We start from the raw sequence: 21,846 nt of genomic DNA, 5'->3' as shown, positions 1-21,846 counted from the left end.
AAATAATGACTATTCTCCAATCCGAAATTGCTGTTGGCAGTGAACAGTATCAAAAGAATAAAGAGGCACTGCTTGCTCAGCTGAGTGAAGTCCGTGCAATTCAGCAAAAAAGCATTGATAAATCGTATGTGGCTAAACCTAAGTTCGATAAAAAAGGCAAGATTCTGCCGCATGAACGTGTACGGTTATTACTTGATGCCGATTCACCTTTTGTTGAGCTATGTGGTTTGGTTGGCTATAACATGCATGATGATAAAGATGGCTCGGAAGCTGGTGGTGGTGTAATTGCTGGGATTGGTTTTGTCAGTGGTGTGCGTTGTCTAGTCTCTGCAAGTAATAGTGCGATCAAGGGCGGGACCATGTCCCCTATGGGCGTACAAAAAACTTTGCGTTTGCAAAAAATTGCCTTAGAACAAAAACTTCCGCTGATTACGCTGACCGAAAGTGGCGGTGCCAACTTAAATTATGCAGCTGAAGTATTTACTTATGGCGGTATGACCTTTGCCAATCAGGCACGTCTTTCAGCGGCAGGTATTCCACAGCTTGCAGTGGTACATGGGAATGCAACGGCAGGAGGGGCTTATCAGCCTGGTCTTTCAGATTATGTCATTGCTGTACGCAAACAAACCGAAATGTTACTTGCAGGCCCACCTTTACTTTTAGCTGCCACTGGTGAAGTTGCAACAGCTGAAGAGTTGGGTGGGGCAGAAATGCACGCACAGGTTGCTGGAACAGCAGAATACTTAGCTGAAAATGATGCTGATGGTATTCGCCTTGCACGTGAAATTTTTGAACATCTGAACTGGAAAGAGCAAATCAAACCAGTTGAAACGACTTATAAAGAACCTCGTTACGATGCCGATGAACTGTTCGGTGTGATTCCAAATGACCCAAAACAACCATTTAACATGAAAGAAGTGGTTGCCCGCATTATTGATGATTCAGATTTTCTAGAATTTAAACAGGAATATGATGATTTAACGGTATGTGGTTGGGCAAAGATTGGTGGATTACATATCGGTATTATTACCAATAATGGTCCGATTACCCCTCAAGGGGCAGCGAAAACAGCTCAGTTTATACACCTGTGTGAACAAACTAACCGCCCGTTATTATTCTTACATAACACCACAGGTTTTATGGTGGGAACTGATGCAGAGCAAAATGGCATTATTAAGCACGGCTCAAAACTGATTCAAGCTGTTGCGAATTGTTCTGTACCTAAAATTTCGATTGTTGTGGCAGGCTCATATGGTGCAGGTAACTACGCAATGTGTGGTCGGAGTTTATCGCCAGACTTTATTTTTGCATGGCCAAATTCGCATGTTGCTGTAATGGGCGCTGCACAAGCTGGAAAGGTGTTACGCATTGTGGCTGAAGGAAAGCAAAAAGCTTCTGGTCAGGAGCCTAATCCTCAAATGCTCGATTTTCTTGAGCAAAGTACGGCCATGAAGTTAGAGCAGCAATCTACCGCACTTTTCAATACGGCCATGCTACATGATGACGGCATTATTGACCCGCGAGATAGCCGAAAATTACTAATTTTCCTTTTACAAACCATTTATGAAGCGCAGCAACGAGAGTTGAATCCAACTCGTTTTGGTGTGTCTCGTTTTTAAGCAACTTTTACCGCAATTAAAAAAATTATCAGGAAGAATGTAATGAAATTTACTGCCGAACATGAAGCATTACGCCGTACAGCTCGTCAATTTGTTGAAAATGAGCTAAATCCGAATATTCCAGAATGGGAAGAGGCGGGTCGTTTCCCGATTCATGCTGTATTTAAAAAGATGGGTGAGCTTGGTTTATTAGGGATTTGTAAGCCTGAAGAAAATGGTGGTTTAGCTTTAGATTATTCTTATAACCTTGTTGTTGCTGAAGAAATTGGCCGTGCAGCTTGTGGGGGCGTACCCTTAGCAATTGGTGTACAAACCGATATGGCAACACCAGCCCTCGCACGTTTTGGTCGTAAAGAATTACGTGATGAGTTTTTAACACCAGCCATTGCTGGAGAATATGTGGCATCCATTGCTGTATCTGAAGTTCATGCTGGTTCTGATGTGGCGGCAATTAAAACTATGGCCAAAAAAGATGGTGATGATTATGTGATTAACGGCAGCAAAATGTGGATTACCAACTCATTACAAGCCGACTTTTTCTGCCTTTTAGCCAACACTTCTGACGATAAACCACACGTCAATAAATCGATGATTATTGTACCGGCAAAAACTAAAGGCATTAGTTTTTCAGAACCGCTCAATAAATTAGGAATGCGCTCAACCACCACAGCACAAGTTTATTTAGATAACGTGCGTGTGCCACAGAGTAATTTGGTCGGTGCAGAAGGTATGGGTTTTATGATGCAGATGATGCAATTTCAGGAAGAGCGCCTGTGGGCATGTGCCAATTCGATTGGAGGATTGGAAACGTTAATTCAAAAAACTATTGCTTATACCAAAGAGCGTACCACTTTCGGTCAGCCACTCATCAATAATCAATATATCCATTTCCGCTTTGCTGAACTCATGACTGAAGTGGAAGCACTGAAAGCATTAACTTATCAGGCGTGTGAACAACACATTGCAGGTGAAGATGTCAGCATGCTGGCTTCAATGGCAAAACTAAAAGCAGGACGTTTAACTCGTGAAGTTGCAGATAGCTGTTTGCAATATTGGGGTGGCAATGGCTTTATGTGGGATAACCCTGCATCTCAGCTTTACCGTGACGGCCGCTTAGGTTCTATTGGTGGTGGAGCCGATGAGATTATGTTGGGGATTATTTGTAAGTTGATGGACATCTTGCCAAAAAAGCAAAAATAAGGAATAGACCATGACACTTTCAGCATCTCTTCAAGCTTTAGATATTGATGACAGCATTCAATTAGAACAGGACGGTAGTATTTTATACCTCTGGTTAAATCGACCAGAGAGCCGTAATGCCATGAATTTGAATATGGTTAATGCTATTCAACAGGTCTTTGCTGCTATTCGTGATGATCTTTCGATTCGTGCGGTCATCATGCGGGGTGAAGGAGGAATTTTCTGCGCAGGTGGTGATATCAAAGATATGGCAGCTTTGAGAGTTGAAGCGAGCAATGTCGGTAGCCTACAACCTTATGCTGATTTTAACCGCCGTTTTGGTGCCATGCTTGAGCAAGTTGAAACCGCCCCGCAGACGGTTGTGGTGATTTTAGAAGGGGCTGTTCTAGGTGGTGGTTTTGGTCTGGTATGTGTTTCCGATGTTGCGATTAGCCGTGACAATGCCCAGTTTGGATTGCCTGAAACTGGGCTAGGAATAATTCCTGCGCAAATTGCTCCTTTTGTGGTGAAACGTATTGGTCTGACACAGGCTCGTCGATTAGCTTTACTCGGCATGCGTTTTGAAGGACATACGGCACTGAGTGTCGGTGTGGTTCATCAAATTGCACACAATGAAATCGAACTCGAGCAAGCTTTACAAGAAACGATTCAACACATTAAACGAGCAGCTCCCCAAGCTTCGCGTGTGACTAAAGCACTGTTACATCGAACGCTTAATGAACCTTTAAATGAATTGCTAGATGATGCTGCTCAGCAGTTTTCCAAAGCAGTTGGTGGGGCTGAAGGACAAGAAGGAACGATGGCTTTTATCCAAAAACGTTTGCCAAACTGGGCTGATGAGTCATAAAAGATAAGGATAAAAATAATGAAATTTTCAAAAGTACTGGTTGCCAACCGTGGTGAAATTGCAGTTCGAGTCATGCAAACTGCTAAGGCAATGGGCTACCAAACTGTAGCTGTTTATTCTGATGCAGACCGTAACGCTCGCCATGTGCAAGAAGCTGATGAAGCTGTTTATATTGGTGCGTCAAAAGTATCTGAGTCTTATCTTTCTATTGCTAAAATTATAGAGGCGTGCAAAAAAACTGGGGCGGATGCAGTTCACCCTGGCTATGGTTTTTTATCAGAAAATACTGTTTTTGCTCAGGCATGTATCGATAACCAGATTACCTTTATTGGGCCTACTGCTTCTGCAATTGAGTTAATGGGCAGTAAACGCCTTTCAAAAATTGCCATGATTGAAGCTGGTGTTCCTTGTGTACCGGGTTACGAAGGTGATCGTCAAGACCTTGAATATTTAGCGATACAAGCCGGGCAAATTGGCTTGCCAATTATGGTCAAAGCTTCCGCGGGTGGTGGTGGTCGTGGCATGCGTTTGGTACAGCAAGCATCCGAATTGGTTGAGGCATTGCAAACCGCACGTTCCGAAGCTGAAAATGCCTTTGGTTCTGGCGAGCTCATTTTAGAAAAAGCAGTCATTGCTCCACGCCATGTCGAAATTCAGGTTTTTGGTGATACTCACGGCAATTATGTGTATTTATTTGAGCGTGATTGTTCGATCCAACGCCGTCACCAAAAGGTTGTTGAAGAGGCGCCGTGTCCGGTCATGACGCCTGAACTACGTCAGCAAATGGGAGAGGCTGCTGTTGCGGCTGCCAAAGCATGTGCTTACGTAGGTGCGGGAACTGTTGAGTTTTTACTTGATGCATCGGGTGCATTTTATTTTTTAGAAATGAATACCCGTTTGCAGGTAGAGCACCCAGTCACTGAGCTTATTACAGGATTAGACTTAGTTGAATGGCAGTTACGTGTTGCGAACGGTGAGCAATTACCTTTAAAGCAACAAGAATTGACCTTAAATGGACATGCAATCGAAGTGCGTTTATATGCAGAAGACCCACGTCAAGATTTCTTACCACAAACAGGCCAAGTCTTACGTTGGCAGCCAGCAACATTACCAAATGTACGAATAGATCATGGTATGTTGGCGACTGATGAAGTTAGCCCTTTTTATGACCCGATGGTGGCGAAAGTGATCGCATACGGTAAAACCCGTGAGGATGCAATTCGCTTACTTGCTCGTGCCGTAGATGATTGTATTTTGCTAGGTGTAAACAGTAATAAACAATTTTTGGTCAATTTATTACGTCATCCCGTTGTTGTTGCTGGTGATACCAATACAGCGTTCATTCAACAGCATTTTCAAAACGACAGTAGTCTACATAAGCAGGTTCTGTCTTTAGAAATTTTAGCGATTGCAGCGGCATTATTTAGTCAAAGTAAAAGTACTACGGTGTGGCAAACTGGGCTTGGAGTGCCATTACCATTAAAACTTAAATATGATGATCAGCAAATTCAATTACAGCTTTCATCGCTAAATAACACGTTTACGGTACAGCTCTGCGATCAAACAGTTTGTATTGAAGTGCTTGAGAGAGCGCCAGAGCAATTAGTTTATTCAATTGATGGTGTACGTCGCCGTGTGCAATATGTATTAGATGGTGATCAGCTTTATTTAGATCGAGATAATGGCAATGTTGCGATACGAAATGTGACTTATGCTGCTCCTGAAATAGCGGATGTGGCTAGTGATGGCAAAATTCGTGCACCGATGGATGGTGCTGTGGTAAATATTTTGGTTAATAAAGGCGATCAAGTCGTGAAAGGCCAAACCTTACTAGTGCTTGAGGCTATGAAAATTCAACAGCAGATTAAATCTGATGTAGATGGAGTAGTCGAAGATATTTTAGGACAGCAAGGGCAGCAAGTAAAAAAACGGCAAATGTTATTTAGTATTGTAGTCTAATAAAAAACGCCACCTTTTATGGGTGGCATTTATTTAAATGGAGAATTGTCATTTATTCTCCATCAGCCTCAGCAATCAACTGACTTGCTTTTTTTAAGCTATAAAGTAATTGTCCCAAAAGGACCTCTTTATTACTGAGCGTGACCATGACCATCGGATGATGGATAGCTGGAATAGCCGTCAAAATGGCTTTGCCATTATCTGCATCTAAGGTAATGTTATTACAGCCAGTGAGTTGAATCTCTTTTAAAAATGCAGTGACCATTGCCAAAATTGAGCTACTCACCGCTGCTAATTTGGTGGTGTTATGATAGTTTTTATGACTTACTGTCGCCAATTCAAAACCATCAGAAGAGCAAATCATCACAAAATCTACACCACGCGTATTCATCAAAATATTATGAGCTTCAGTTTTTGCTAGCTGTAGCAATTGTGTAGGGGCGGTGCGTTTTTGAGTTGGGATACTAAGCATGATCATTCCCCTGAGATGTTAAGCCTACTTTGACTTCAAGTGATGCAATTAATGACTCAACCATCATTAAAATGTGTTCTTGCTCGCGTGCATCAATAAAAAACAACGGATATGACAGTCCATTTGCTTTTATCCAATGACGATATTGTTGAAGTGACGATTCTTTATTCTCATCAACATGAGTAATACCAATTGCAATATTATCATTATAATTTTTAAAGGTTTCTAAGTAGTTTTCTAGCTCGTCAATAGGATTAGGACTATTGTGATCTAATAATAAAATAACGCCGATTGCACCTTCACAAATGACTGACCATATAAAATCAAAACGGCTTTGTCCCGGGGTGCCATAGAGTCCGATTTTGATTCCATCATCTAAAGTAATTTCACCATAATCAATGCCTACAGTAGTTTGAGTTTTCTGGTGGCTTTGTACATCGGTGTTGAATGCTTCCGTTCCCAAAATTGGAATCTCAGATAACGATTTAATCGCTTCTGTTTTTCCTGCCCCCATACTACCTGCAAAGACAATTTTATATTGCTGTATAATCATAACTTCCCTTAAAGACCAAAACGCCGTCTAATCTTCCCTATAAAATTTTTAAAAAAATGATTGTCTATATTTGAATTTTCTAAATGATAACTAGGTACATAAGAACATTTATTCGCCGAAACAAATCTTCCATTATTTGCCATTACACAAGCTGTAACGAAGCGTAAGACATCGTCGATTGATAAGTTAAGTTGTTTAGCAACATCAGTAATTTTTGCTCCCTGTATAAAACATGCGGAGAGTTGAAGGCTCACTTTTCTATATTCTTTTTGGTAGGGCTGTGGCCAATGATCGATTTTAAAATATTTATCCTTTGCAGCTAGATTTTCAAAGTCTTTTGAACACCAAATTAGGTTCCATAACCAGTCTTGTAAGCAATAACTTTTTTTACGAGAAACCTTAGTAAAATCCGATGTTTTAGCAAAAGCAAAGTTAAAGCTCATATTCGTATATGCTTTTTGACGAGAAGGTTCTATCCAAGCAATTTGAGCTCTGTTATCAATAATGGCAAGAGTGCCTTTATCATCAAATAAATGTAATTTAGTATTTTCTGGACTATGCAAATTTCTTATAAATTGCTCATCAATAAGGAGGAGTTCCGTAGATAAATCTGAAACTATCGCGACACTATTTTGATTTAAAAATGATAATAGATTTTTTTGTAACCAGTCGAATAGAGGTTCTACTTTTTCTAGTGGCAGATACAGAGTATGTTCATAAACTTGATATCGGTTTTCTGAAGGAGTTTTACTAATTTTTAAATAAGGACATTTTTTCTTTTGAAGAATATTTTGAATATTATCAGAGTCAAAAAAGTTTTCGTTAATTAATAATAGATCAATATGATTGTTAGAAATATTAACCCAATTAATACCATGCTGATTAGGTATCAAATTTCTGATTAAAGTTTTTAATTCATCTAAAACTTTTAAACTTAAACCAGAAGTAGCAATATTTATGCAATTCCTATCCATAGTATCACATTAAATTTCATTGAATAACATCATAGTTTTAATGTGCTTGTTATAATAAATATAAAAAGCACATCTTAGATTAATTAGCTAAAGTCTAGCTCTTTTTCAAATGACTTTAACTCATGACGAGCCATGGCCAAATTCGATTTAGTACGATCAAGCACTAAGTAAAGGAATAAATTATTATTACTTTCTAGGGGGCGAATTAAGTGGTAAGCCTTACCTAAGGTAATTAATATATCTTCAATATTGTCATTTAATTTCAAAGCATTGGCGATATTCCGCTTTGCGCGAATTACTTCTGTATTTCCGGCAGCAGCCAATTCTAAATCAATTTCCCCACCACCTTGTGTTGCAAGTGATAATCCACTTTCTGAATCAACAAGTGCAGAAGCAATAAAACCGTCAATTTCAGTTAAGCTATCTAAAGAAAGTTTAGCCATGTTTTTATCTCTCAGGATTCTAAAGTTATATTTACTACTTTTTCCTAAAAGTAGTTGAAATTCATTATATTTCTGAACAATTTGAAGTCAATTAATCAAGTAGAGTACGAGGTTTCAGTTTTGGGAAAGAAGTGACGTAAAATGTCAGACTGGAAAAACATTATAAGATTATTCTTACATTATACTTTTAATACTGCGATGAGGTTTACATTATATATTTTTAAATTTAGATAAAAAAGTTGTAATAGAATATTAATACAATATTGATTAATAAAATATGCTAGTTTTAATCATAAAAAAGGGAATAAAAAATTCCCTTTTTATAACAATGATCAAATTAAACAAGCTGTGTGTAAATGCAATAAAGGTAGCCCAAAATTGCTAAAGCAACGACAGGGGCAATAATCTTTGACCATGTAGGTACAGAAATCTCAGTAGCTTGTTCTTCAATATGCAAATCATCATGATGAGGTTGGGATTGGTGAACCATTTGGTTGAACTCCTTCATTGTTGTATCCAATGATAGCTCTTCTTGTTCCACAGGTTTAGAACCAATTAACTCATTTAGGTGGTTTGTTGACCAAACCCAATCTTCTGCCTGACCAGATAAATGTTCTACTTGGCCTAAAATTAATTCTTTTAAGCCATTATGCCCAAAACCACCTGTTTCATCGAGTTGGTTAAGCTCTGCTAACTGCAAAGTTAAAATTTCAGAAATACTCTGTTCTAGCTCTGAATTTTTTAAAGCCGACTGATTATGTTTAGACGTTGTTAAATGACGAGCAACTTCTTGAATATAAAGTGGATCTGAAGTTTTGATTTCTTGATAAATCTTATTGTCATCTTGGCGCCATAAACTAATCAGTTTCCCAAGCGTAAGAATATTCACCTCATCAATCAGTTTATTTTTTTCATTAACTGGATATTGATTTAAAAGCTGAGGCTTTTGAATTTTTATCTGCTCAGCAAAGTATTGGACTAAATCAAATGCCATGCTTTCTTCCTCTAAATTTAATCTAAAATTCTTAACGTTGGTTTTTTCTTAGTTGATGTTGTTTCAATTGTTTCTTGTACTTCAGACTCTACTGTATTTTCTACAGGCGTGACATTGGCATATTCTTCAGGATCAAAAAATAAACCTTGTCCATTCTCACGCGCATAAATACCTAAAACAGCTTGAATCGGGACGTAAATGTCTTTTGATGCCCCCCCGAAACGGGCAGAAAAAGTAATGGCTTCATTTCCGATAAGAAATTGATGAACGGCATGAGGCACGATATTTAAAACGATTTGTCCATCTTTAACAAATTGCTGTGGAACATCGGTATGTGGCTGTGTCGCATCTACTAACAGATAAGGAGTAAGTTGGTTATCACAAATCCATTCATAGATTGCACGAGCAAGATAAGGACGTGTAGGGGTTAAATCAATAGTTTGCTCAGACATATCACACTATTCCATATTTAATAGTTCATTGTAACGGTTTTTCTCTTGAGCCGTCATTGATTTAGCAAAAGAAGGTCTCTCAAAGATACGTTTACAATACAAAAGTATCGGTCGACAATGCTGTTTAGGTAAATCGATTCCCATGCTATTTAATCTTAAAAAGATAGGTGCAAGCATGCAGTCCAAGATTGTGAAATGCTCAGACATAAAATAGGGGAAATGCTGAAATAGGGGAGTAAGTGAAACTAAAGTTTCACGTAATTCTTTTTGAGCTTTTTGCTTTTGTTCTATATTTAAAGAATCAGCATGCTTTAACATCTGATCTGCTAACTTGAACCAGTCGTTTTCAAGTCTCCATATATATTGACGCTGTTCCGCACGCATCATTGGCGCATCCGCGTAAAGCTTACCTTGACGATAACGATCATCTAGATATTCAGCAATAATAGGCGCTGAAAATAATTTAAGATTTTGCTCGACCAACATCGGCAATTGGTTATAAGGATTCAAACTTGCCAAATCTTCGTCTTCATGGTCAGTTACGATCAATTGATATTTGATTTGCTTTTCTGCTAATAAGAAACGAATCCAGTGAGAACGGAAATCATCAGCATGACTGTAAAGGGTAATCCCCTGAATAGAGGTGTTTTCGACCGACATATCACAAGACGACGTGGTTGAGTGAATCGATTAGGATACTAAAAATGCGCTTGGAAATCACGGTTCTAACGAGATAGTTTGTTTATATTTATAAGTTTGCATTTTATTGTTCTATTTTCATAATAAAAAAGCCTTGGAAAAATCCAAGGCTTTTTGTCCAACTCGATAAACGAATTAACGTTTAGAGAATTGAGGACGCTTACGAGCTTTACGTAAACCAAGTTTCTTACGTTCAACTTCACGAGCATCACGAGTAACGAAACCAGCTTGACGAAGAACAGGTTTTAAAGTTTCGTCAGCAGCGATAAGCGCACGAGTAATACCGTGACGGATCGCGCCAGCTTGACCACCAATACCACCACCTTTAACAGTGATGTAAAGGTCAAACTTTTCAGTAACTTCTAAAAGTTCTAAAGGTTGACGAACAACCATACGAGCAGTTTCACGACCGAAATATTGCTCTAAAGTACGGTTGTTAATAACGAGTTTGCCTGTACCAGCTGACAAGAAAACACGTGCAGTTGCGGTCTTACGGCGACCTGTACCATAATTAGTAGCCATGTGCTGTATCCCTTAGATGTCCAAAACTTGTGGCTGTTGAGCAGCATGCGGATGCTCAGTACCAGCGTACACTTTCATTTTTTTGATCATTGCATAACCAAGAGGACCTTTTGGTAACATGCCTTTAACTGCTTTTTCAAGAACAGCTTCAGGCTTGTGAGCAATTAACTTCTCGAAGTTAGTCTCACGGATACCACCAGGGAAACCAGTATGGCGATAATATTTCTTATCAAGCGCTTTTTTACCAGTCACTTGAACTTGTTCAGCATTAATCACAACGATGTAATCGCCAGTGTCAACGTGAGGAGTATAAGAAGTCTTGTGCTTACCGCGTAAACGACGAGCGATTTCAGTCGCAAGGCGACCTAAAGTTTTGCCAGAAGCATCAACAACATACCAGTCATGTTGAACTTCAGCTGGCTTAGCGCTGAGAGTTTTCATTAAACCACTACCTATTATAGTTGGTTTGGACTATGGAATCTGTCCAAACAAAAGGAGCCAGCATTCTAAACGAGTTTGTTCAAAGTCACAAGAAAAATCCAGTTTAAGCAGCATAATTTAATCCATAAACTGATGAATGTGGGATATGTTAAAATCAAACAAATTTTCGTTATATGTCTGGGGTGATTGTGCTGCCTTTATATGTCACTTCCGGTGAGCCGGCTGGTATTGGTCCAGATATTTGCTTGAGCTTGGCTAAGCGAATTGATGAACGCCCTGTTGTTGTTTTGGGTGACCAAAATTTATTAGAACAACGTGCCCAAAAACTAGGGATAGATATCCAATTTGTAGAATATACGGGACAAGCTGAATCATCCTCTTCTGGTGAGCTTTATATAGAGCATGTGCCTTTAGAAACAGCGGTTATTGATGGGCAATTAAATTCTGCTAATGCGGCTTATGTATTAGAACAATTACGCCGTTCAGCTGATTATGCAATGTCTGGTAAAAGTGTTGGGGTAGCTACGGCACCAGTGCAAAAGTCGATCATTAATGATGCAGGCATTTTGTTTAGTGGTCACACTGAATATTATCAAGAGTTTGCAGGTGTAGAGCGCGTCGTCATGATGCTTGCAACCAAAACTCTGCGTGTTGCCTTAGCGACTACACATTTGCCTTTAAGGGATGTTGCCGATGCAATTACCAAAGAGCGGTTACATCAAGTCATTGATATTTTAATACATGATTTAAAAACTAAATTTAAGATTACTGATCCGCGCATATTAGTGTGTGGCTTAAATCCTCACGCGGGCGAAGATGGCTATTTAGGGCATGAAGAGATTGATACCATTAATCCGGTACTCGAAACTTATCGGGCGCAAGGAATTAAAATGAGCCTAAGCTTGCCCGCGGATACCTTATTTACCCCAGAGCATCTTAAAAATGCTGATGCTGTACTCGCTATGTACCATGATCAAGGTTTACCTGTGTTAAAATCACAAGGGTTTGGTGAGGCCATCAATATTACATTGGGTTTGCCATTCATCCGAACCTCGGTTGATCATGGCACTGCGTTGTCTTTGGCTGGGACTGGTTTGGCAAAAAGCTCAAGTTTAAATGTCGCTGTCGATTTAGCGTTATCTTTGGCAGCGAGCTAAATTTTTCATGTTGGAAATGTTATATGTATCAAATTAATGCCCTAAACCCGAAAGATGAAGGGCATAAAGCTCGTAAACGTTTTGGTCAAAACTTCTTACATGATCAGCGAGTCATTGCCAAAATCGTGCGCTCGGTGAATCCGCGTGCGGGTGAAAATGTTGTCGAAATTGGTCCTGGTTTGGCCGCATTAACATCTCCTTTAATTGGGGAATGTGATGCATTAACAGTTGTTGAGCTAGATCGTGATTTAGCGGCAGGCTTACCAGAACGCGTTCCACATCCTGAACGTTTAACTATTATAGAAGCTGATGCATTAAAATATGATTTTAACGAACTGGTAAAAGATGGTCGACCATTACGTGTGGTTGGTAATTTACCTTATAACATTTCAACCCCATTACTTTTTCATCTCTTGGAATTTGGCAGTAAAGTTAAAGACATGCACTTTATGCTCCAAAAAGAAGTGGTTGACCGTATTACGGCTGAGCCAAACACAAAAGAATATGGTCGCTTGTCGGTAATGATTCAGTATTATTGCCAACCAACATTTTTATTTGAAGTACCAGCTGGCGCATTTAACCCACCACCTAAAGTAACGAGCGCTGTTTTCCGCCTTGTTCCATATGAACAAAAACCAATTATTGCAAAAGATGAAAAAGCTTTAGCTCGGTTGGTTGGTCATGTATTTACCCAACGTCGTAAAACCCTAAGAAATAGTCTTAAAGGTATGATCGCTGAAGATGGTTTTGAAAAAGCAGGCGTTGACCCGATGGCTCGTCCTGAAACTTTAACACTTACTCAATTTGTTGCTTTAGCCGATCAAATGGTGGGATAAATGACTAAACGTTTTAATTATGTGATTGGCGATGTACAAGGGTGTTTTGAAGCTCTGAAAGCCTTACTTAAAAAAATACGTTTTGATCCAGACCAAGATTTTTTGTGGTTTGCGGGTGATTTGGTTGCTCGTGGCGAAAACTCAGTAGGTGCCTTACGTTTTGTTAAAAAACTTGCTGATCGTGGTGCTGCTGCAACTGTACTCGGAAATCATGATCTAACTTTAGTTGCTGGCGCGCGTGGTTTAAAAGAGATTAAAGAAAAAGATCGCACGCAGGACGTTATTGATGCAATTGATGGCGATGAGTTAATTGATTGGTTGCGTAAACAACCTTTATGTTTATTCCCGAACGAGCACACAATTCTTACTCATGCAGGTATACCTTGCATTTGGGATGCCCAAAAAACTGCAACGCTTGCAAAAGAGGTTGAAGCAGTACTCTCACATCAAGATTTATCTGTATTAGATGCCTTTTTGGCAGAAATGTATGGCTCAAAACCAGATTTGTGGGAAGACGACTTAACGGGTTCCGCTCGGTTACGTTGTATTACTAATTATTTGACCCGCATGCGTTTAACCAACGCAGAAGGGGCTTTAGAGTTCAGTTTTAAAGATGCTCTAGATGCGCCAATGCCAGAAGGCTATTTACCTTGGTTCGAATTTCCAAATAAAGCTGCTGAGACTCATCAGATTATTTTTGGTCATTGGGCTGCGCTAGAAGGTAGAAGCATCAATGAGCAAATCCAGAATATTGATGGCGGCTGTGTTTGGGGACGAAAATTAATGGCTTATCGCCTTGAAGATAAAGAAATCTTTGCTGTCGATAATCCTGCGCAAATATAGGAAAAGCAATGCTTTTCATGAGTGCAAGACGAGAGTTGTACCCGAGTAAAAATAAAAAAGCCGCATAAGCGGCTTTTTTATTTTTTATTCTACGCGTAACCAAATTTGGTTACGGCCTAATGCTGAAACGCCAAGATATCCACGCATATGAAGACGTTTACCAGTTGCGCTAAGTTTTGCTTTAAGCCCATAAACTTTACCAGTATTGGGGTCTAAAATTTTTCCTCCGGTGTAAGTTGTACTATCAACTTGTTTTAAGCCGGTCGCAATATCTAAACCTACAATATGCTTATTGGTATAAGGTGCTGGACAGTTATCGCAAATTTCTTTTGGTGTATAACCCGGACGCGGTGTAACTTTAACAACTTTTCCAGCATATGTCCCATTTGCTTCTTTTCGTATTTCTACCTGTGCTTTGGGAGCACCAGTTTTATCATCAATTGTTTGCCAAAGACCTGTAATATCTGCTGCAAATGTAGCAGTATTAATCCCCAGTAAGAGCATAGCTCCAATAAAAATTTTCCCCATAATTAAAAATCCTTTTAGATTTGAAAGATCATCTTATTTCTAATTGTTAACTGGTTCAATGTTTATTTAAACTACTTTTTAATCAATTTATTCCAAAAGATAACATGAATGTCGGCAGCCAAATTGCAGTAAATACACCATTTAAAGCCATACCAAATGCAGCGTAACGACCTGCAACTGGTCCGCGTTGCCAAGCTTGAGCTGTTCCTATGGCATGCGCAGCTAACCCTAAGGCTAAACCTGATGCTCTTTCATCATGAATATGTTTAAGTAAAAATGGTGAAAAAGCTGCGCCAATAACACCAGATAAAATAACAATAAGGGTTACCAGCGTTTCAGGAGCATGCAATAACGTTGCGATATTTAAGGCGATAGGGGTAGTCACCGCGCGGGTTGCAAATGCAAGAATGGTAGGTTCCGACATATGTAACAAGTAAGCGAGGCCCATAGGCAAAGCAACGGCGCTAATACTTGCAAAAAGTAAAATACCAATAACTGATTTAATTGGAAGATCATCGTAACGCATTGCAGCCAAGGGAATGGCTAAAGCTACAGTCACATACCCCAATAAATGACTAAATAACTCATTCACATAAAGGCGGTACTGTTCATAAGGAACTTGTAAAACTGAAAGTAATGCAATGACAATGAACATGCCGAAAACTAAAAGTGGAACTTGCGGAAAGCGTCGGTTTAAAGGTTTTGCACATAGATAACCAATGAGAGTGATCAAAAAACCGTAGAAAATCGTAAACATTTTATTCTCCTTATAACCAACGTTTTGCCATTTTTGCATAGACCCACAAAGGTATAAGGGTGCTGACCACTAAAACAAAAAGGAATAATGGAATTTCTTTACCCATGTGCACCAACATAATTAAGGAGCCAGCACAAACAGGTAAAAAAGCAAAACCACTTTCTTTCATAATTTTATTATTGGTATCGACTATTCGGAGCGGGATTTTTTTGAACTTTCTCCAAATAATCAAAACAGTGAGTAAGCTGATTAAGCCGACTAAATTACCTAATTCTGGATGACCAAAAGCACGCATGACGATGACAGAGCCTTCACGAAAACCAATAATAAGTAGCAATGTTGCTACCCATGCTGTCCAGTCTATACTTTTGATCTTATCCATATTTTTTATCTCTAAAAGTTTACTTATCAAGTTTTAACTGATCTGACCCTTGATTTCAAACTCTTCCAAGGGGCGTTTAAATTGATTAGCGCGTTCTCCCAAGATTTCTTCTAAGGGCAGTTTTGCTTGGCGAATAAGCTTTTCTAGCTTATGTGGTGCAATACGTACATCAATATGTAATAAGCCCGCATCATCATAGTGTTCAGACTCAATTACATTTAAGGCATAAAGTTGGGTGCGCAATTTGCCGTAAGCAGGTTTAAGAGTCAGAGAAAACTTTTGAATTTGACCCATTAAACATTCTTGTACTGCTTTTTGAAGTGAGTCTAGACCAAGGCCAGCATGAGCTGAAACATAAACTCGATCTGGTACATGTGGCTCAGCATAAACAATTTTGGCTTCTTCACCACTTAAGTCAATTTTGTTGTACACCCGAAGTACTGGAGCATCTGCACCAATCTCTTTTAATACACCTTCAACTGCTTCAATTTGATCAAGCATGTCATGGCTATTACTATCTATCACATGCAGTAAAAGCGTGGCTTCTAGAGTTTCTTCAAGTGTTGCTTTGAATGATTCAATTAAATCATGCTGTAAGTTTCGTACAAAACCTACGGTATCTGCTAACACGACAGTACCAATACCATCCCATTCCAAACGGCGTAATGTTGGATCGAGTGTTGCAAATAGTTGGTCGGCTGCGTAGACATCACTTTTCGCTAAAATATTAAATAGAGTCGATTTCCCAGCATTGGTATAGCCTACAAGTGACACAGTTGGAATGGCTGCCTTTTGTCTTGCAGCACGTCCTTGTATACGGGTTTGATGTACCTTTTCTAATTTATCTTTTAATTGGGCAATACGTACACGAATGAGACGACGATCTGTTTCAAGTTGTGTTTCACCAGGACCACGTAAGCCAATACCACCTTTTTGTTGCTCAAAGTCGGCTGACCAACCACGAATAAGACGAGTAGATAAATGTTTAAGCTGTGCAAGTTCGACCTGTAATTTACCTTCATGCGTACGGGCACGTAGCGCAAAAATATCTAAAATTAATCCTGTACGGTCAATGACTCGACATTTTAATATTCTTTCTAAATTTCGTTCTTGAGCGGGTGATAAAGCATGATCAAAAATCACCAGACTTGCTTCTAGTTCTTGAACTTGCTCTGCAATTTCTTCGACTTTTCCTGAACCAATAAAAAATTTAGGATTGGGTTTGTTTCGCTGAACCTTAATATGTTCAAGGATATCTGCACCAGCAGACTGTGCAAGTAGAGCAAACTCTTCGGCATCCAGATCATCTAATAATTGTACTGAAACACTCACTAAAATTGTGCGTTCACCGCCTTGATGCCGATCAACATATTCCACGTGGTTATAAATCCTGAAAATGGGAAAACTTTATTCTAGATGAAACTTATGCAAAAGGGGAAAGCGTTTGTTCTTATCCTTTAGATTAGTTAAATGCTGTTAGAGGTGTCTGAATTTATTTTTTCCGCATTCTCTATCATCAATGCAAGTTTATTCTGAAACGTATAGAATGCTCGAGATGGGTATAACAATGATTAATCGTTAGTGAAATTTTATGGCTCAAACGCAAAGTATAGTGAATTCAACGTTAAAGAAATTATCAAAAATAGGTTTGTACGGAAAAAAAGTCACTTCGGCTACCGCTGCAATTAGTGAAGGTTTTTATTTAGTTTATCGACACGGCCTTTATAAAGATCCTAATAATCCGGTCAATACACGCTATGTTCAATATTTTTGCCGCCGTTTATGTCAAGTTTTTAATTTAGATGTAGAAGTACACGGAACAATTCCTAGAGAACCTGCTTTATGGGTAAGTAATCATATTTCTTGGCTCGATGTTGCTGTTTTAGGTTCAGGAGCCCGTGTTTTCTTTCTTGCTAAAGCTGAAATTGAAAATTGGCCCATTTTTGGGAATTTAGCTAAAGGTGGTGGAACTTTATTTATTAAGCGTGGGTCAGGGGATTCCGTTAAAATTCGTGAGCAAATTACCGAATTTTTAAAACAAAATATTCCTGTACTATTTTTCCCTGAAGCAACGACTACAGATGGACATTCTGTTAAGAAAGTACATGGTCGTTTGCTCGGGGCTGCTATTGAGGCTCAACGCCCAGTACAGGTATGTTTAATTTGTTATGTAAACCGTCACGGCGAATTAGATACCGTTGCACCGTTTATTGGTGAGATGACATTTGCTGAACATATTCAGCGTGTGTTAGAAATGCCAAAAGTAACAGCCCATTTATTAACATTGCCTCCTATTTCGGTAGAAGGACACGATGTAAAAAGTCTGACTCAAGAAGTCCAAGACAAAATGGTAGAAGGCTTGGCTCAATTACATCAAAAAGTACTTAAGCCAAAAAATTAATTACATAAATCCTTCAAGTGGCAGCCATGAAAGAAATTTCATGCCTGCTTTTTGCCACCATTTCATCTCGGGTTCTTGTCTATAAATTAAAGGACCATTGGGCGTTTCTTGCTGCCAATAAATATGATTATTCGAGTCAAGCTTTAGTTTATAAGCATATTTATTTAAATTTTCATCCATCGTATGGTGAATTGTCTTAGCCAACGACGGGCTATCTAAAATTACGCCAATTTCAGTATTCAAATAAGCTGAGCGTGGATCAAAATTAAATGAACCAATAAAAACCTGCTCATCTAATGCCATCAATTTAGTATGCAAGCTTGAACGGCTTAATCCTTTCATGTTCACTTTCGCTTTAGTTGCAAGCTCATCTGTATTTTTATTTAAATTTCTTTTATCTGGCGTAGGTAAAAACTCATAAAGTTGTACGCCGTTTTTAAGAAGTTCTTTACGGTACTTCCCATAAAAGGCATGCACAACGGCAACGTCATTCGCTTTAAATGAGTTGGTTAAAACTCGAACTTCAACACCCTCTTTAGCAAGCGTACTTAAAATTTTAGCACCTTGTTTTTCAGGAATAAAATAAGCTGAGATTAAATCAACATTACTTTCTGGTTTTTCTAGATGGTTGATTAACTGGAAATTTAGGTGTTCTTCCTTTTTAGCCTTTGATTTGATTTTGTCAGGCGAGTCTTTTACGACTTCTGCTTTGACCCAGTCGAATTGAATATTGCGATTTAACCATTGATCAAATGCATGTGATTTTGCGGTTAGGTTTAGAAAGTTTTGAACAGTTGCTAGTTGATAGTGAGTTTCGAGTTGCTCTTTTAATCCTTCATAACGGAGACGATGTTGCTCTGGACTTACGATACTTTGAACTGAATAGGCATATTCATGATTCCAGTAGTCATCAAAAGAATTCACAATGTCATCAACAGCAGCACCGACCAACATCACGTCGACATCAGAAAATTGATAGCTATCACTTACATTGTAATATTGATTTGTCATGTTCCGTCCGCCAATAAGCGCAACCTCATTGTCGGCAATAAAACTTTTATTATGCATGCGACGATTGATACGTTTTAAATCAAGCACCATATCCATCGCACGATATTTACGAAAACGGTATGGGTTAAAAAGCTTCACTTCAATATTTTTATGCTGAGAAAGGGCGAGTAAAATCCCTTCTATTTTTTTTGCATTATTGTCATCAATAAGAAGTCGAACTTTTACCCCGCGATCAGCTGCCCGAATAATCGCATGCAAGGCTAAAGCACCAACTTTGTCATTGTCCCAAATGTAATATTGTAAATCTAAAGTCTTTTCGGCCTTATCAATTAATCTTAGGCGGGCTGCTAGAGCCTCCAATGGATCATTTAAGACGTGATAACCCGTTAGCTTGGGGTTTTGCTGACGTAATGGAGTAACAATTTGTGCAAGTGAAGTCTCCGATGTGTCGATATCATTTGCATATTCTAATGGTTCAACCCTATGTTTTGGCAGAGTACTACATCCTGTCAAACCCACAGCAAAACTAGAACATAGGACTATAGAGACTTTTATCAAAAAGCCTTTAGCTTGTTGATTCGTTTGAAGCTGTTTGGAATGAGAGGATTGTGCCATAATCAGTACATACGATAACGTGAGCTAGAGTATAATTCGTGCATATTGAAAGATAAATATTGAATTTGATTACTAGCAATCAATATAAGATAAGTCGAGAGTCGTAATGTGGAATCCAAATTCAATTATTTTTTGTTTTTACTTTATATTTTCAATACTTGCTTTATGGGCGATTTCTGAAGCTTGGATTCACCAATCTCGGACCGAGACGATTCATCCATTTAAAGCTTTTGTTCATTTACTCGCATTTTATCTCTCTTATCTACTTATTCCTCTCTGGTTTTTTAATTTATACGCTGCTTGGATTGGTTACTATTCAATTCACCAAGGTATTTTCATCTTTTTCTTAAGTGGTGTTTTAATCTACGCCCGATTTATTGAACCTCATTTTGTACGTATCGATACTCATCAATATCGCTTAAATCCAGATCGTAGTTTTACTAAACCTGTAAAAGTAGCCTTAATTGCAGATTTACACATTGGTTTATTTTCAGGACATGAGCGCCAGTTAAAAACAATCGTTAAAAAGTTAAATGAACAGCAACCTGATTTAGTGGTCGTGGCAGGTGACTGGACCTATGAGCCAGAAAATAGGCTGATTCAAGAATTGAGTGTTTTAAAAGAAATTCAGGCGCCTGTTTATTCTGTTCCTGGCAATCATGATGAGCAATATCCTGGCCCACCTATTCAACAACTATTAAAAGATGCCTTGTTTTATAATGAAGTCGTCGATATTGAAGGTAAGGTCGTTGATTTTGAAGAATTTCGTTTGATTGGTATTGGTGATCTTTGGGCTGGAAAAACAGATATGCGTTCTATGCCAGATTTACCCCAAGACAAACCTTGGTTAATTTTATCTCATAATCCTGATACGGTCGATATGGTGCCTAAATTACCAAATCGTCCATTAATGTTGTCAGGGCATACACATGGAGGGCAGGTAGAGCTTCCGTGGTTAACTAACTATATTATGAAAAAAGTATCAATTTTAGGGCATAAAAGAGGGCTTTATTCCCACGAACATGCAGATGTCTTTGTTACCGTTGGCACAGGAATGGTCGGAATACCTTTACGTTTTAGAGTGCCACCAACCATTGATATTATTGAGTTAGTTTAAAATAAAAAAGCCAATCACAAAGGATTGGCTTTTTTATAAATTGAAAATTATGGAATAACGACAATAGCAACACGTCGGTTAATCGCACGATTTTCATTGGTTGTATTTGGAACATAAGGTTGCGTTGAACCACGACCAATCACATAGATATTTTCTTTCTTAAACCCGCGAGCTAAGAAAAGATTTGCCACACTTTGCGCACGTTCTTCAGACAGCTTTTGATTATAGGCAGCATCGCCAACATCATCAGTATGACCAACAATTTTCAATTTATTTAGATCATATTTATTCAATTGATTTGCTAGACGGACTAACTCAGCTTCATGGCTCTGTTTTAACTCTGCATTATTAAAGTCAAATAACAAACGTTCAGGTAAACCCAAAGTCCATCCTTCATTAGTAAGAACAAAACCCTCTTTCTTAAGCAATTTTACCTGACGATATTTTAATGGACCAAAACTCAGGCACCCTGCAAGAGTAATGCATAGCAATGCAATAAAGGAGAGTTTCAAAGATCTTGTATTCATAGATTAGCCTAAATTTAATTTTCAGGTTTATAAATAAACCAGTGTTCATCCGAAGTTTTAGCCTTATACATTGCCTGATCTGCTTGCATAATGAAATCTTCGGGGCTAGATGCAAATTGTGATAAAGCAATACCCACACTAAAACTGAAGTAAATAGTTTGACCATTCAGATGCAAAGGTTCTTTACAGCTTTCGAGTAAATTTTCAGCAATAGATATTAAATGATCAGCATGACTAATGGAATGCAAAATGACAGCAAATTCGTCGCCGCCTAATCGTGCAATAAAATCTTGATGACGTAGACGAGTTTGCAGACGATTCGCCATTTCTTTTAAAACTTCATCTCCAGCCAAATGTCCAAACTGGTCATTAATCGCTTTAAAGTTATTGTTATCAATGAATAATAAAGCAGACTTATTATCAAACCCTTTATCTTCAAACATGTCTAAGAGAATCTGATAAAAATAATGTCTATTAGGCAATAAGGTGAGTTGGTC

The 21,846-nt window shown here is 38.6% G+C and carries 25 protein-coding genes; 9 read left to right on the top strand and 16 right to left on the bottom strand.

Annotated elements, in window-relative coordinates; genetic code table 11:
* Positions 1 to 5: 5 nt before the first annotated feature.
* Genes WA249_RS18135 through WA249_RS18120 form a run of 4 tightly spaced genes read left to right on the top strand, consistent with a single transcriptional unit; the run spans position 6 to position 5,625 of the window.
* A complete protein-coding gene (locus tag WA249_RS18135) occupies positions 6 to 1,619 on the top strand; it encodes an acyl-CoA carboxylase subunit beta (protein ID WP_336170806.1) in 1,614 nt (537 codons plus the stop codon).
* A gap of 42 nt (positions 1,620 to 1,661) precedes the next feature.
* Positions 1,662 to 2,819 (top strand): acyl-CoA dehydrogenase family protein, encoded by a 1,158-nt coding sequence (locus WA249_RS18130; protein WP_336170804.1) that lies wholly within the window; start codon positions 1,662 to 1,664, stop codon positions 2,817 to 2,819.
* A gap of 10 nt (positions 2,820 to 2,829) precedes the next feature.
* Positions 2,830 to 3,666: an enoyl-CoA hydratase/isomerase family protein gene (locus WA249_RS18125; protein ID WP_336170802.1), complete on the top strand. Its 837-nt coding sequence runs from the start codon at positions 2,830 to 2,832 to the stop codon at positions 3,664 to 3,666.
* 18 nt (positions 3,667 to 3,684) lie between these two features.
* Positions 3,685 to 5,625, top strand: coding sequence for an acetyl/propionyl/methylcrotonyl-CoA carboxylase subunit alpha (locus WA249_RS18120; RefSeq protein ID WP_336170800.1), 1,941 nt, complete (start codon positions 3,685 to 3,687; stop codon positions 5,623 to 5,625).
* A gap of 52 nt (positions 5,626 to 5,677) precedes the next feature.
* Here the strand turns inward: WA249_RS18120 and WA249_RS18115 are convergent, their stop codons facing one another.
* The 9 genes from WA249_RS18115 to rplM all read right to left on the bottom strand — a co-directional run bounded on the left by WA249_RS18115 (position 5,678) and on the right by rplM (position 11,175).
* The gene (locus tag WA249_RS18115; RefSeq protein ID WP_013196812.1) at positions 5,678 to 6,097 is read right to left on the bottom strand and encodes a roadblock/LC7 domain-containing protein; all 420 of its coding nucleotides are present in this window, start codon (positions 6,095 to 6,097) and stop codon (positions 5,678 to 5,680) included.
* A complete protein-coding gene (locus WA249_RS18110; RefSeq protein WP_336170798.1) occupies positions 6,090 to 6,650 on the bottom strand; it encodes a GTP-binding protein in 561 nt (186 codons plus the stop codon). Before WA249_RS18110 ends, WA249_RS18115 begins: the two co-directional genes overlap by 8 nt.
* An 8-nt stretch (positions 6,651 to 6,658) precedes the next feature.
* Positions 6,659 to 7,624 carry a hypothetical protein gene (locus WA249_RS18105; protein WP_336170796.1) on the bottom strand — a complete coding sequence of 322 codons (966 nt, stop codon included), beginning with the start codon at positions 7,622 to 7,624 and terminating at the stop codon, positions 6,659 to 6,661.
* An 83-nt stretch (positions 7,625 to 7,707) separates the two neighbouring features.
* A complete protein-coding gene (locus WA249_RS18100) occupies positions 7,708 to 8,067 on the bottom strand; it encodes a hypothetical protein (RefSeq protein WP_045437845.1) in 360 nt (119 codons plus the stop codon).
* Between the two features lie 337 nt (positions 8,068 to 8,404).
* Positions 8,405 to 9,061, bottom strand: a complete 657-nt coding sequence (locus WA249_RS18095) for a hypothetical protein (RefSeq protein ID WP_336170793.1) — start codon at positions 9,059 to 9,061, stop codon at positions 8,405 to 8,407.
* Positions 9,062 to 9,078: 17 nt separating this feature from the next.
* Positions 9,079 to 9,513, bottom strand: coding sequence for a ClpXP protease specificity-enhancing factor (locus WA249_RS18090; RefSeq protein WP_336170791.1), 435 nt, complete (start codon positions 9,511 to 9,513; stop codon positions 9,079 to 9,081).
* A 6-nt stretch (positions 9,514 to 9,519) separates the two neighbouring features.
* Positions 9,520 to 10,173: a glutathione S-transferase N-terminal domain-containing protein gene (locus WA249_RS18085; RefSeq protein ID WP_045437836.1), complete on the bottom strand. Its 654-nt coding sequence runs from the start codon at positions 10,171 to 10,173 to the stop codon at positions 9,520 to 9,522.
* 174 nt (positions 10,174 to 10,347) lie between these two features.
* Positions 10,348 to 10,734 (bottom strand): 30S ribosomal protein S9, encoded by a 387-nt coding sequence (rpsI, locus tag WA249_RS18080; protein WP_002048725.1) that lies wholly within the window; start codon positions 10,732 to 10,734, stop codon positions 10,348 to 10,350.
* A 12-nt stretch (positions 10,735 to 10,746) separates the two neighbouring features.
* On the bottom strand, positions 10,747 to 11,175 hold the full coding sequence (gene rplM, locus WA249_RS18075; RefSeq protein WP_003656097.1) for a 50S ribosomal protein L13: 429 nt from the start codon (positions 11,173 to 11,175) through the stop codon (positions 10,747 to 10,749).
* A gap of 173 nt (positions 11,176 to 11,348) precedes the next feature.
* Between rplM and pdxA the strand changes: the two genes are divergently transcribed.
* Genes pdxA through WA249_RS18060 form a run of 3 tightly spaced genes read left to right on the top strand, consistent with a single transcriptional unit; the run spans position 11,349 to position 14,011 of the window.
* The gene (pdxA, locus tag WA249_RS18070; RefSeq protein ID WP_336170788.1) at positions 11,349 to 12,332 is read left to right on the top strand and encodes a 4-hydroxythreonine-4-phosphate dehydrogenase PdxA; all 984 of its coding nucleotides are present in this window, start codon (positions 11,349 to 11,351) and stop codon (positions 12,330 to 12,332) included.
* A gap of 23 nt (positions 12,333 to 12,355) precedes the next feature.
* Entirely contained in the window at positions 12,356 to 13,168 is an 813-nt protein-coding gene (rsmA, locus tag WA249_RS18065; protein WP_017391499.1) for a 16S rRNA (adenine(1518)-N(6)/adenine(1519)-N(6))-dimethyltransferase RsmA, read from the top strand.
* Complete coding sequence (locus WA249_RS18060) at positions 13,169 to 14,011, top strand: symmetrical bis(5'-nucleosyl)-tetraphosphatase (protein ID WP_336170786.1); 843 nt, start codon at positions 13,169 to 13,171, stop codon at positions 14,009 to 14,011.
* Positions 14,012 to 14,095: 84 nt separating this feature from the next.
* Here the strand turns inward: WA249_RS18060 and WA249_RS18055 are convergent, their stop codons facing one another.
* From WA249_RS18055 to hflX, 4 genes are all read right to left on the bottom strand, one after another.
* Positions 14,096 to 14,539, bottom strand: a complete 444-nt coding sequence (locus WA249_RS18055) for a DUF2147 domain-containing protein (RefSeq protein WP_336170784.1) — start codon at positions 14,537 to 14,539, stop codon at positions 14,096 to 14,098.
* 82 nt (positions 14,540 to 14,621) lie between these two features.
* Positions 14,622 to 15,296 (bottom strand): LrgB family protein, encoded by a 675-nt coding sequence (locus tag WA249_RS18050; RefSeq protein WP_336170782.1) that lies wholly within the window; start codon positions 15,294 to 15,296, stop codon positions 14,622 to 14,624.
* A gap of 10 nt (positions 15,297 to 15,306) precedes the next feature.
* Complete coding sequence (locus WA249_RS18045; RefSeq protein ID WP_005299915.1) at positions 15,307 to 15,678, bottom strand: hypothetical protein; 372 nt, start codon at positions 15,676 to 15,678, stop codon at positions 15,307 to 15,309.
* Between the two features lie 33 nt (positions 15,679 to 15,711).
* Complete coding sequence (gene hflX / locus WA249_RS18040) at positions 15,712 to 17,055, bottom strand: ribosome rescue GTPase HflX (RefSeq protein ID WP_336170777.1); 1,344 nt, start codon at positions 17,053 to 17,055, stop codon at positions 15,712 to 15,714.
* A gap of 214 nt (positions 17,056 to 17,269) precedes the next feature.
* Here hflX and WA249_RS18035 point away from each other — a divergent pair, with 214 nt between their 5' ends.
* Positions 17,270 to 18,079: a lysophospholipid acyltransferase family protein gene (locus WA249_RS18035; protein ID WP_336170775.1), complete on the top strand. Its 810-nt coding sequence runs from the start codon at positions 17,270 to 17,272 to the stop codon at positions 18,077 to 18,079.
* Here WA249_RS18035 and WA249_RS18030 read toward each other — a convergent pair whose 3' ends face one another.
* Positions 18,080 to 19,705, bottom strand: coding sequence for a phospholipase D family protein (locus WA249_RS18030; protein ID WP_336170773.1), 1,626 nt, complete (start codon positions 19,703 to 19,705; stop codon positions 18,080 to 18,082).
* A 106-nt stretch (positions 19,706 to 19,811) separates the two neighbouring features.
* On the opposite strand from WA249_RS18030, the gene WA249_RS18025 reads away from it, so the two are divergent.
* On the top strand, positions 19,812 to 20,822 hold the full coding sequence (locus WA249_RS18025) for a metallophosphoesterase (protein ID WP_336170771.1): 1,011 nt from the start codon (positions 19,812 to 19,814) through the stop codon (positions 20,820 to 20,822).
* A gap of 47 nt (positions 20,823 to 20,869) precedes the next feature.
* On the opposite strand, the gene WA249_RS18020 is transcribed toward WA249_RS18025, so the two are convergent.
* Both WA249_RS18020 and WA249_RS18015 read right to left on the bottom strand, forming a co-directional pair.
* Positions 20,870 to 21,349, bottom strand: a complete 480-nt coding sequence (locus tag WA249_RS18020) for an OmpA family protein (protein ID WP_016140166.1) — start codon at positions 21,347 to 21,349, stop codon at positions 20,870 to 20,872.
* 14 nt (positions 21,350 to 21,363) lie between these two features.
* A partial coding sequence (locus WA249_RS18015) for a GGDEF domain-containing protein (RefSeq protein WP_336170769.1) occupies positions 21,364 to 21,846 on the bottom strand: 483 nt, incomplete at its 5' end.

The sequence above is a fragment of the Acinetobacter sp. 161(2023) genome (genome assembly GCF_037027805.1).
In the GTDB taxonomy this organism is placed as follows: Bacteria; Pseudomonadota; Gammaproteobacteria; order Pseudomonadales; family Moraxellaceae; genus Acinetobacter.
Note: the sequence above shows the minus strand (reverse complement) of the source record. Positions and strands in the feature narration are given on the sequence as shown.